We start from the raw sequence: 11,535 nt of genomic DNA, 5'->3' as shown, positions 1-11,535 counted from the left end.
GCCACCCGGCTTTTTTCTTGCCAAAATCCGTAATTTACGGTGATATCGCTGCACTTATAACAATGAGGATAGCGAAGCATGACAATCAAAACAGGGTTAATGGTAGCGGCATTAATGATGCTGGTGGGCTGCACGGCGCCGTCGCAGCCTACGGCGTCAGAGACCTGCAAAGCGGACAACCAGATGCAGCAGACCACGCTCTATTTCGGCTTAAATCGTCCTGCCGGAGCGCAGATCACCCCCAACGAGTGGCAGCAGTTTGTTGACCAGGACGTCACGCCGCGTTTTCGCGATGGCTTAACGGTGTTTGATGCGCGTGGACAGTGGCTGGGCAACGACGGGAAAGTGGCACGCGAACCGAGCAAGGCGTTGATGCTGATCCACGGAAAAGATGCGCAGAGCGAGAAAAACATTGAAGCGTTACGTGGGATTTATAAATCCCGCTTCGCGCAGGAATCGGTGATGCGGGTCGATCAGCCGGTGTGCGTGCAGTTTTAATGAAAACGGCGGGATAACCCGCCGTTGTTGTATCGTAGGCCGGGATCGCTGCGCGCCACCCGGCATCACATCACAATACCAGGCCCGCAAAGCTCGCCGACAGCAAACTCACCAGCGTCGCGCCATACACCAGACGCAGACCAAACCGCGAGACCACGTTCCCCTGCTGCTCGTTCAGGCCCTTGATTGCGCCAGCGACAATACCGATGGAGGCGAAGTTAGCAAACGACACCAGGAACACGGATAAAATCCCCAGTCCGCGCGGTGACATCTGATGCGCAATTTTTTGCAGCTCAATCATTGCCACAAATTCATTCGCTACCAGTTTGGTTGCCATAATACTGCCGGCATTTAAGGCATCACTCAGCGGAATACCCACCAGCCACGCCAGCGGATAAAACACATAGCCCAGGATCTGCTGGAAGCTCATGCCAAATATGCTGGAGAAAAGGGCGTTGATGGCGCTAATAAGGGCAATGAAGCCAATCAGCATCGCCAGAATAATCATCGCCACTTTAAAACCAGCCAGAATATACTCGCCCAGCATTTCGAAGAAGCTCTGGGATTCGTGCAGTTTTTCGAGCTTAATATCCGGCTCCGCTTCCGGGCGCACCGGGTTGATGACGGAGAGAATAATGAAGGTGCTGAACATGTTGAGAACGAGCGCCGCTACCACAAATTTAGCGTCGAGCATGGTCATATAGGCACCGACAATCGACAGGGAGACGGTCGACATGGCCGTGGCCGCCATGGTGAACAGACGACGTGACGAGAGATCGCCCAGTACGCCCTTGTAGGCAATGAAGTTTTCAGACTGTCCGAGGATCAGCGAGCTTACCGCGTTAAAGGATTCCAGCTTGCCCATACCGTTCAGTTTCGACAGCAGTGTCCCGATCACCCGAATAAAAATCGGCAGAATGCGCCAGTGCTGAAGAATACCAATCAGTGCGGAAATAAAGATAATCGGGCACAGTACGCCGAGGAAAATGAACGCCAGTCCTTTTTCACCCATTCCGCCAAAGACGAAATTGGTCCCTTCGCTGGCAAATTTCAGCAGCGATTCAAAGAAACCGGATACGTATTTAATCAGGAATAACCCGCTTTCGGCATGCAGGAAAAAGAATGCCAGTGCGATTTCAATAACGATCAGCTGTAAAACAAAGCGAATGCGAATTTTTCGGCGGTCAAAACTCGTAAGCCAGGCAAGCGCAAGAATAATCACCAGCGCCAGCAGGAAATGGACAATCTTAAACATGGTTTATTTTCGGTTAGTTTGCGAGGCGGATATTTAGCCACAGCGCTGATTAACCGTAAATGGGCATTTTCGTTATAACTTATAAACCTGAACGTTACGAGCGTAACTATTACCCCGCGATGCGTTTACAACTCGTCATCAAAACACCACACATTTCGCTTGTTTTTCTTATCGCCGTAATGATAATCACTATCACAAGAATTTACCTTTCTTTGCATCAGTTGACCGCGATAAACATTTAAGGTGTCGGCATGTTTGTTCCATTTCTCATAATGTTACGGGAAGGCCTCGAAGCGGCCCTCATTGTTAGCCTCATCGCCAGTTATCTGAAGCGAACCCAGCGTGGACGCTGGATTGGCGTGATGTGGATAGGGGTTTTCCTCGCCGCGGCGCTCTGTCTGGGCCTGGGGATTCTGATCAATGAAACCACCGGTGAATTCCCGCAGAAAGAACAGGAGCTGTTCGAAGGTATCGTTGCCGTGATTGCGGTCGTGATCCTCACCTGGATGGTGTTCTGGATGCGTAAAGTCTCGCGTAACGTGAAGGTGCAGCTGGAGCAGGCGGTAGATAACGCCCTGCAGAAGGGAAATCATCACGGCTGGGCGCTGATCATGATGGTCTTTTTCGCCGTGGCGCGTGAAGGCCTGGAATCCGTTTTCTTTCTGCTGGCCGCCTTTCAGCAGGATGTGGGGATCTGGCCACCGCTGGGGGCGATGCTGGGGCTGGCAACGGCCGTGGTGCTCGGCTTCCTGCTCTACTGGGGCGGCATTCGCCTGAACCTGGGGGCGTTCTTTAAATGGACCAGCCTGTTCATTTTGCTGGTGGCCGCAGGGCTGGCAGCAGGGGCGATCCGCGCTTTCCATGAGGCGGGTCTGTGGAACCACTTCCAGGATGTGGCGTTCGATCTCAGTAACGTTCTTTCTACCCATTCACTGACCGGCACGCTGCTCGAAGGGATCTTCGGCTACCAGGAAACGCCAAGCGTCAGCGAAGTGGCGATGTACTTTATCTATCTCATTCCGGCGCTGGCGCTGTTCTTTATGCCATCGCGCCCCAGCGCTCAGCCGTCGCGGACTGCGCCCTGATGTGCTTACTGTAGTTACAACATACTTTTAAAAGGGAAGGGTCATGGCAATTCAATTTCGTCGTAGTGCGTTACAGGTTGGTGTGGCAGCGCTTGTTGCTTCTGCCTTCGCCGCTCAGGCTGCTGATATTCCACAGGTTAAGGTGACAGTGAATGATAAGCAGTGTGAGCCGATGACCATTACGGTCAACAGCGGTAAGACACAATTTATTATTCAGAACCACAGCCAGAAAGCGCTGGAGTGGGAAATTCTCAAAGGCGTGATGGTCGTGGAAGAGCGCGAAAATATCGCGCCGGGCTTTAGCCAGAAAATGACGGCTAACCTGCAGCCGGGCGAATATGACATGACCTGCGGTCTGCTGACCAACCCTAAGGGTAAGCTCATCGTCAAGGGAAATGCCACAGCGGATGCCGCAAAAGGCACGGCTCTGCTGAGCCTGGGCGATGCCATCACCGCCTATAAAGCGTATGTCACCAAAGAGACGGCAGACCTGGCGGCGGGAACCAAAGCCTTTACGGATGCGGTGAAAGCGGGCGATCTCGAAAAAGCGAAATCCCTGTATGCGCCAACCCGTCAGCACTATGAGCGCATTGAGCCGATTGCGGAGTTGTTCTCCGATCTTGATGGCAGCATTGATGCCCGTGAAGACGATTACGAGCAGAAAGCGGCCGATCCAAAATTCACCGGCTTCCACCGTCTGGAGAAAGCCCTGTTTGGCGATAACTCCACCAAAGGGATGGAGAAGTATGCCGATCAGCTCAACAGCGACGTGCTGGAGCTGCAAAAGCGCATCAGCGAGCTCGCCTTCCCGCCGTCAAAAGTGGTGGGCGGCGCGGCCGGACTGATTGAAGAAGTGGCCGCCAGCAAAATCAGCGGTGAAGAAGATCGCTACAGCCACACTGACCTGTGGGATTTCCAGGCGAACGTCGATGGCGCGCAGAAAATTGTTAACCTGCTGCGCCCTCAGCTGCAGAAAGAGAACAGCGAGTTGCTGGCAAAAGTGGATGCCAACTTTAAGAAAGTCGACACCATTCTGGCGAAGTACCGCACCAAAGACGGGTTTGAAACCTACGATAAACTGACCGACGCCGATCGTAATGCGCTGAAAGGCCCGATTACCACCCTGGCGGAAGATCTCTCCCTGCTGCGTGGCGTACTGGGTCTGGACTAAGCACGATGAACAAGCATGACGAATACGACGTGGCGGAACCTTCACGTCGTCGGTTGTTGAAAGGGGTAGGGGCGCTGGGGGGCGCATTTGCCCTGGCCGGAGGGTGTCCGGTGGCGCATGCGGCAAAACCGCAAAGTGCACCCGGCACGCTGTCACCGAATGCCCGTATGGAGACGCAGCCGTTCTATGGTGAGCATCAGGCGGGCATTCTGACGCCACAGCAGGCCGCCATGATGCTGGTGGCCTTTGATTCGCTGGCAAGTGATAAAGCTGACCTGGAGCGTCTGTTCCGCCTGCTGACCACCCGCATCGCGTTTCTGACTGCCGGGGGGCCGGCACCGGAAACGCCTAACCCGCGTCTGCCGCCCATGGACTCGGGGATCTTAGGGCCGTTTATCGCTCCGGATAACCTGACCATTACGGTGTCGCTGGGCGAATCGCTGTTTGATGCGCGCTACGGGCTGGCAAAACAGAAGCCGAAAGCGCTGCAAAAAATGACGCGTTTCCCGAATGACTCGCTGGACGCGGCTCTGTGCCACGGCGATCTGCTCCTGCAGATCTGTGCCAATACGCAGGACACGGTGATCCACGCCCTGCGGGATATTATCAAGCACACGCCGGATCTGCTGAGTGTGCGCTGGAAGCGGGAAGGGTTTATCTCTGACCATGCTGCCCGCAGCAAAGGCAAAGAGACGCCGGTTAACCTGCTGGGCTTTAAGGACGGCACTGCCAACCCGGACAGCAGCAATAGCGCGCTAATGAAAGAGGTGGTGTGGGTGACAGCCGATCAGGGCGAGCCAGCATGGGCCGTGGGCGGGAGCTATCAGGCGGTGCGGGTGATTCAGTTCCATGTGGAATTCTGGGATCGCACGCCGCTCAAAGAGCAGCAGACGATCTTTGGCCGTGACAAGCAGAGCGGGGCACCGCTTGGCATGAAACACGAACATGATGTGCCGGATTACGCCAGCGATCCCAATGGCGATACCATTGCGCTGGATAGCCATATCCGTCTGGCGAACCCGCGCACCAAAGAGACGCAGTCCAGCCTGATGATGCGCCGGGGCTATAGCTACTCGCTGGGGGTGACCAACTCGGGTCAGCTCGATATGGGGCTGCTGTTTGTCTGCTACCAGCACGATCTGGAGAAAGGCTTCCTCACCGTGCAGAAGCGGTTAAACGGTGAAGCGCTTGAAGAGTATATTAAACCTATCGGTGGCGGCTATTTCTTCGCGCTGCCAGGGGTACGCGATTCGAACACGTATCTCGCACAAGGGCTGATCGAAGCCTGATAATTGTCCCTGCGATAGTTCGCGGGGACATTATTTTTTCCTATGACTATCTCTCTGTTATATTTCTGTAATATTCCTGTATGAGACTGATTTCAACTGCAGGAGCAGTCTTAAAAGTTGCAGTCAGGTAAAATAAATGTTGCATTTATGATAACTCCTGATGTACTTAAGATAAGACAGCGGTAGTTCCCGGCAGTGATGCTGAATCACTATGGAGATCGCGAATGGTTGCGTCCTGTACTGGACAAGGTAAACACAACAACCGCAGCACCCGGCGCGGAGGCTCAGACTCCGGCAGCGATTTCCTCACCACTAAATTCTCCCCTTCTACTCAGAAACCTGATTCTACCGACGTGCAGAATGGTGCGCGTAGCTATTCTGTTTCGTCATCCGGAAAGGCAAGCAATGGCTTACAAGGAAGCCAACCCTCTGATGTTCGTGCGCATAATCGTGCCGAAGCTGGCGCGTGTGATGAATACCAACAACTCAAGGTGCTATCCATGGGAAGACAAAAAGCAGTGATCAAAGCTCGTCGCGAAGCAAAACGTGTGCTGAGACGGGATTCACGTAGTCATAAACAGCGTGAAGAAGAATCGGTCACCTCGCTTGTGCAGATGAGTGGCGTAGAAGCAATTGGCATGGCGCGGGACAGCCGTGATAATTCCCCAATTGTGGCGCGCAATGAGGCTCAGGCGCACTACCTGAATGCTATCGAGAGTAAACAGCTCATCTTTGCAACCGGTGAAGCCGGATGCGGGAAAACCTGGATCAGTGCAGCCAAAGCAGCGGAAGCCCTGATCCATAAGGACGTGGAGAGAATTATTGTTACCCGTCCGGTACTGCAAGCTGATGAAGATCTCGGCTTCTTGCCCGGAGATATATCGGAAAAGTTTGCCCCTTACTTCAGGCCCGTTTATGACGTGCTGGTGAAGCGACTGGGTGCATCCTTTATGCAGTACTGCCTGCGACCAGAGATTGGCAAGGTGGAAATCGCGCCGTTCGCCTATATGCGCGGACGTACATTTGAAAATGCGGTCGTCATTCTTGACGAGGCTCAGAACGTGACCGCTGCGCAAATGAAGATGTTCTTAACGCGCCTCGGGGAGAACGTGACGGTTATCGTCAATGGCGATATTACCCAATGTGACCTGCCATCCGGCGTGAAATCCGGATTGAGCGACGCCATGTCACGTTTTGAGGAAGATGAGATGATTGGGGTGGTTCGCTTCACCAAAGATGACTGTGTGCGATCGGCGTTGTGTCAGCGCACGCTGCAAGTCTATTCCGACTGAAGGTAAAACATTACCGTTTTACCTCTCTTCAGTAATCCCTTCCCGGCGTAATGCCGGGAAGCTTCGTTTATTCCTGCTCTCACCTCGCGCGTGGTTATCTTTTAATAAAGCACCTGTCGTGCGGAATTCATCATTTCGGTATTGATTTCAGCGGTGGGTTTTTATCCCTCTCAGCGAAATGTGACGCGTATTTATAATATCCACAAAATACCCATGAATATCATGATCGCGCTAATTGTTCGTTCAAATTTAAACGTGAATGTTGTCACATAATGTTACTAAGTTGTAAAAATTAAGTTGGTGTCTTGTGGGTAATTATCTATGTTTCGTACTGATTCAAACAACATTCTAACAAGAAAATCCCATGGGGAACCGTTTCCCTGGAACATCACGTTGAGGGTCATACATGAACGAACTGGTTGGTGCAATTAACGGTGTTATCTGGAGCCCGGCGTTAATATTCTTATGTCTGGGTGTCGGTCTCTATTTCTCATTACGTAGTCGTTTTTTGCAGTTACGTCATATAAAACATATGATTACCTTGATGTTCCAGGGGCGTCCTACCGATGCCGGGGTATCGTCGTTCCAGGCACTGACGATGACGCTGGCAGGGCGAGTAGGGACCGGAAACATTGCTGGTGTCGCCACCGCCATCACCTTCGGGGGACCGGGCGCACTTTTCTGGATGTGGATGGTGGCGTTTTTAGGTGCCAGTTCAGCGTTTGTGGAATCTACGTTGGGCCAGGTTTATAAAGAAAAAATTAACGGTGAATATCGTGGAGGTCCTGCCTTTTATATCGAAAAAGGATTAGGGGTAAAATGGTATGCATGGTTATTTGCCGTCGTCACCATTTTCTCCTGCGGTCTATTAATGCCAGGGGTACAAGCAAACTCGATTGGTGCCAGTCTGGATATTGCTTTTGGACTTGATCCCAATGTCACGGCGGCATTACTGGCCGTACTGTTAAGCTTTATTATTTTCGGTGGCGTGAAAAGGATCGCCAGTTTTAGCAGCATGGTCGTTCCGTTTATGGCGCTCGGCTATATTATTGTGGCTTGCGTTATTATCGCGATTAATATTACCGAGCTTCCTGGTGTGATTCTGTTGATCTGGAAAAGTGCTTTTGGTCTTGAAGCTGGCTTTGGTGCTATCCTGGGTCAGGCTATCATGTGGGGCGTTAAGCGCGGCGTCTATTCCAACGAGGCGGCGCAAGGTACCGGCCCGCATGCATCATCCGCGGCGGCAGTGAGCCATCCGGTGAAACAGGGGCTGGTTCAGGCTTTCTCGGTCTATATCGATACGCTGTTTGTCTGCTCCGCGACCGGATTTATGCTGTTGATCACCGGTCTTTACAATGTTCAGGGTGTCGATGGCGCAGCCCTCTACACCGGTATTTCAGGCGTGGCGGCAGGGCCAGGCTATGTGCAGACGGCAATGGAAAGTATGATGCCAGGCTTTGGTAATTACTTTGTGGCTATTGCGCTGTTCTTCTTCGCCTTCACCACCATTATTGCCTATTACTATATTGCTGAAACCAATATCGCCTACATCAACCGTAAAATTCACCGTCCGTGGCTGACATTCTTGCTCAAATTATGTCTGATGGCTTCCACGGTTTACGGCACCGTCCGCACCGCGGATCTGGCATGGGGGCTGGGAGATATTGGGGTAGGGCTGATGGCATGGCTCAACATTATTGCCATTGTGCTTTTGCATAAAAAAGCGTTCGTCAGTCTGAAAGATTATGAAATTCAGAATGCGCAGGGACTGGATCCGCATTTTGACCCGATTCGCCTGGGGATTAAAAATGCCGATTACTGGCTGGAAGAGCGTAAAGATGAACCTGCTGCGAATCCAGAACAGACGACTTCTGTCGTGAGAGAGCAGAGCGCAGGAAAAGTGAACAATTAAGGGGGGAGCCCGTATTGCTATACGGGCTCAGACTGCTGGCAATGTGCGCTTTGTTGGTTTCGCCCAGTGGCGCTACGCTTGCACGGGCCTACGAGGCTTGTCGGCGAGATAAGGCGACTATAAAAGAAAAAAGCCCGTACTTTCGTACGAGCTCTTGTCTTGAATATGGCGGTGAGGGGGACCGCTAAATATGAATACAAAGATGTTCAATCTAATCCTGTAACCTAATAAAATTAAGCGTTTTTTCTTGATGCCTGTCCGATTGAAACCAATATAACCCTGACGAAACACACCACAGATGGCATACTGAATGGCATACCAGAAATGTGCAAGAATTTTTCATGGCATACTGGATGGCATACTGAAAACAGCAGGATTTTCCCTTTTATGGCACTACTTACTGACACTAAAGCCAGGCACATTAAACCTGATGACAGGCCGTTGCCTCATGGCGGAATTACGGGACTTACGCTTCATCCTTCATCAGTAAAGGGGAGGGGAAAGTGGGTTTTACGCTATGTAAGTCCTGTTACTCAAAAAAGACGAAATGCCGGACTGGGGACTTATCCCGAAATCGGTATCGCGGAAGCAGCACGTATGGCGCAGGCCATGCGCGAACAACTGGCGACTGGTGATGATCCGCTTGAGTTGAAAAAAGCCGAAGCTGAGAAGGTTATTATTCCGACATTTGAAGCAGCAGCGCGTCAGGTTCACGCTGAACTCTCGCCGGGATGGAAAAACCAGAAGCACATAAAGCAGTGGCTATCAACACTGGAGCAGTATGCGTTTCCGTCATTAGGAACTAAACCACTCGACCGCATCACGCCTGCTGATGTGGCAGAAACATTGCGCCCTGTGTGGCTCACGCTGGCAGAAACAGCCAGTCGCGTAAAACAGCGAATCCATGCGGTGATGCAATGGGGATGGGCTCACGGGCATTGTGTTGCCAATCCTGTTGATGTGGTTGACCATTTACTGCCGGTACAGGCGGGTATTAATGTAAGAACCGAGCACCAACCGGCGATGCCCTGGCGAAATGTTCCACTTTACGTGGCGACGAAAGTCTACAGTGACGAGCGCTATAACGTGACCCGTGCGTTGTTGCTGATTGTGATCCTTACCGGGGCGAGGTCAGGAGAAGCCCGAGGTATGCGCTGGCAGGAAGTTGATTTGGACAAGCGAATATGGATTGTTCCACCGGAAAGAATGAAGGCGGGGATTCAGCATCGTGTCCCATTATCATTGCAGGCTGTTGCTGTGCTTGAAAAAATGCAGGGTTTGCACGATGAGCTGGTCTTCCCCTCACCGCGAAAACAGATCGTATTGTCTGATATGGTGATGACCACTTTCCTGCGTAAAACAGGGGCTGTCAGCGATACGCCCGGACGACTCGCAACCGCTCATGGATTTCGTTCCAGTTTCAGGGACTGGTGCAGTGAGCAGGGAGTATCGCGGGATGTAGCCGAACGGGCACTGGCGCATACGCTGAAAAACAAAGTAGAGGCTGCGTACCATCGTACTGATTTACTGGAGCAGCGTATTCCGGTGATGCAGGCATGGGCTGATTACGTGTTTTCAGCGGTAAAATAAACTCGCTCTGCGCCTTTCGGGGCGCTTTTCTTTTTTTGACTTTACTGATCATCCGTATTTGACTGGTACAGAACTACGGGTATTACCGGTTCACCACAACTACCATGAAAATCCTACTAAGGTTATATTAACAGGTAGGTTCATGAATGCGTTGTAGTTATTCTCCCTCTTCAAATTTCAGAGCCATGTCGTAATAGCTGTTGTCATTTAGATGCCAGGGGATCATGCATGGCTGATTCATTAAAAGACCACAATAATATCTAACTTTAGAGTAACTATCTTTTCTTATCACTTTATGCCGTAAATATAAATTTCTTGCTGATATACTAAAGCCAGATCCCTTAAACTTTGAGCTTATTTTATCTGAGATTGTATTTTTATTATTCATCTCGTAATAAATCGCTATCCCTGGTTCTTCCCAACGGCTGACCTCGATATCAAATGCCCCCAGTGTACCCAGCCAGCTTCCCTGTGTGCCACCAAACATTCGTTTATGAAAATAAAATCGGCTCATGTTTTTAAGGAGCTGTTCAGCATCTGTTGTTGAAACCCGGTCTTTACACTTAAAAGATGCAGAAGAATTCGGCTGTGCCTCCAGCAACCAAATATCAACAATCCTCTTGTAGTAATCGGCAATATTCTTGCGATCTGTACGAGGCATTCTGGAGTCAAGAGCAGGAAAAACAATAGAGCCGTTCTCCTGAAGCGAAATCATTACTGACAGTGATCTTTGCAGCATTTTAAACTCAAACAGCAATCCGACACGGACGAACAGCAACGATAGTTCCGAGTTAGATTCCTTATCGGTCTTGTCTACAGTAGGTGAGTATTTTGCAGTTGGAATAACATCAGATCTCGCCAGTTCGCGATAAAAACCTAGAGGCGCATCAGGGTATTCCAGTGCAAAGCAACATTCAGTTAGGCGGTATCTGATTAGATACGGCATGGTTGATAATGCCAGCGCCTTATCATTCATCAACTCTTCCGTTGCCCCAACAAGGAAATCACTGTCCACACCATTTTCGCGAGCAAGCTTGCTCAGCATGGCAATACTAAAATTTCGTGCGTGTTCAGCAAATTGTTCATGCATAGCTCTGTTATAAGGCGTACCGCCAGCATCAGTTTTTTTATGGTGTTCATCCATATTAGAAAAATAGTTGCTGTCAACAGACAGGTAAATTTCAAGAGCAGCCAGCAGATAGTGCCGGGTTATCTCAGCCTGTTTTCCGGTTATCCCTGTTTTCTGAAGCAGACCGTTGATTCTGCCAAGTATACGCGGATACCACTCTGCAGCGGGTTCTCCGTAGATGAAACTCATTACAACCTGACTGAAGTGAAGGCTGTCGATGGCATCAAACGCTGCTTTCTGCAAGGGGGTTGTTGCTGGCATAAGTTAGTGTCAAAAAAAGTAAGTGATAACTGCCAATTTTAGACACTATTAGA

Annotated in this window: 9 protein-coding genes; 7 read left to right on the top strand and 2 right to left on the bottom strand. The window is 50.9% G+C overall.

Going from position 1 to position 11,535, the window contains the following annotated elements; genetic code table 11:
• Positions 1 to 78 precede the first annotated feature (78 nt).
• A complete protein-coding gene (locus tag EKN38_RS15325) occupies positions 79 to 498 on the top strand; it encodes a DUF3574 domain-containing protein (RefSeq protein WP_014831393.1) in 420 nt (139 codons plus the stop codon).
• 70 nt (positions 499 to 568) lie between these two features.
• Here EKN38_RS15325 and EKN38_RS15320 read toward each other — a convergent pair whose 3' ends face one another.
• Positions 569 to 1,753, bottom strand: a complete 1,185-nt coding sequence (locus tag EKN38_RS15320; RefSeq protein ID WP_014831394.1) for a NupC/NupG family nucleoside CNT transporter — start codon at positions 1,751 to 1,753, stop codon at positions 569 to 571.
• Between the two features lie 251 nt (positions 1,754 to 2,004).
• On the opposite strand from EKN38_RS15320, the gene efeU reads away from it, so the two are divergent.
• The 6 genes from efeU to EKN38_RS15285 all read left to right on the top strand — a co-directional run bounded on the left by efeU (position 2,005) and on the right by EKN38_RS15285 (position 10,092).
• Positions 2,005 to 2,838: an iron uptake transporter permease EfeU gene (efeU, locus tag EKN38_RS15310; RefSeq protein WP_013097186.1), complete on the top strand. Its 834-nt coding sequence runs from the start codon at positions 2,005 to 2,007 to the stop codon at positions 2,836 to 2,838.
• A gap of 43 nt (positions 2,839 to 2,881) precedes the next feature.
• Positions 2,882 to 4,009 (top strand): iron uptake system protein EfeO, encoded by a 1,128-nt coding sequence (efeO, locus tag EKN38_RS15305; protein WP_014831395.1) that lies wholly within the window; start codon positions 2,882 to 2,884, stop codon positions 4,007 to 4,009.
• Positions 4,010 to 4,014: 5 nt separating this feature from the next.
• Positions 4,015 to 5,298, top strand: coding sequence for an iron uptake transporter deferrochelatase/peroxidase subunit (gene efeB / locus EKN38_RS15300; RefSeq protein ID WP_014831396.1), 1,284 nt, complete (start codon positions 4,015 to 4,017; stop codon positions 5,296 to 5,298).
• A 500-nt stretch (positions 5,299 to 5,798) separates the two neighbouring features.
• On the top strand, positions 5,799 to 6,590 hold the full coding sequence (phoH, locus tag EKN38_RS15295; protein ID WP_014831397.1) for a phosphate starvation-inducible protein PhoH: 792 nt from the start codon (positions 5,799 to 5,801) through the stop codon (positions 6,588 to 6,590).
• Between the two features lie 406 nt (positions 6,591 to 6,996).
• The gene (locus EKN38_RS15290; RefSeq protein WP_014831398.1) at positions 6,997 to 8,502 is read left to right on the top strand and encodes an alanine/glycine:cation symporter family protein; all 1,506 of its coding nucleotides are present in this window, start codon (positions 6,997 to 6,999) and stop codon (positions 8,500 to 8,502) included.
• Between the two features lie 387 nt (positions 8,503 to 8,889).
• Entirely contained in the window at positions 8,890 to 10,092 is a 1,203-nt protein-coding gene (locus EKN38_RS15285; RefSeq protein ID WP_126522389.1) for a phage integrase central domain-containing protein, read from the top strand.
• A gap of 157 nt (positions 10,093 to 10,249) precedes the next feature.
• Here the strand turns inward: EKN38_RS15285 and EKN38_RS15280 are convergent, their stop codons facing one another.
• Positions 10,250 to 11,482: a hypothetical protein gene (locus EKN38_RS15280; RefSeq protein WP_126522386.1), complete on the bottom strand. Its 1,233-nt coding sequence runs from the start codon at positions 11,480 to 11,482 to the stop codon at positions 10,250 to 10,252.
• Positions 11,483 to 11,535: the final 53 nt, after the last annotated feature.

The organism is Enterobacter sp. WCHEn045836 (assembly GCF_003965585.1).
Lineage (GTDB): Bacteria > Pseudomonadota > Gammaproteobacteria > Enterobacterales > Enterobacteriaceae > Enterobacter > Enterobacter dissolvens.
This window is presented reverse-complemented; position numbering and strand designations above follow the sequence as displayed.

Coding starts and splice junctions, on each gene's coding strand:
- EKN38_RS15325 (WP_014831393.1), top strand. CDS start 79: ATGACAATCAAAACAGGGTTAATGGTAGCGGCATTAATGATGCTGGTG.
- EKN38_RS15320 (WP_014831394.1), bottom strand. CDS start 1,753: ATGTTTAAGATTGTCCATTTCCTGCTGGCGCTGGTGATTATTCTTGCG.
- efeU (WP_013097186.1), top strand. CDS start 2,005: ATGTTTGTTCCATTTCTCATAATGTTACGGGAAGGCCTCGAAGCGGCC.
- efeO (WP_014831395.1), top strand. CDS start 2,882: ATGGCAATTCAATTTCGTCGTAGTGCGTTACAGGTTGGTGTGGCAGCG.
- efeB (WP_014831396.1), top strand. CDS start 4,015: ATGAACAAGCATGACGAATACGACGTGGCGGAACCTTCACGTCGTCGG.
- phoH (WP_014831397.1), top strand. CDS start 5,799: ATGGGAAGACAAAAAGCAGTGATCAAAGCTCGTCGCGAAGCAAAACGT.
- EKN38_RS15290 (WP_014831398.1), top strand. CDS start 6,997: ATGAACGAACTGGTTGGTGCAATTAACGGTGTTATCTGGAGCCCGGCG.
- EKN38_RS15285 (WP_126522389.1), top strand. CDS start 8,890: ATGGCACTACTTACTGACACTAAAGCCAGGCACATTAAACCTGATGAC.
- EKN38_RS15280 (WP_126522386.1), bottom strand. CDS start 11,482: ATGCCAGCAACAACCCCCTTGCAGAAAGCAGCGTTTGATGCCATCGAC.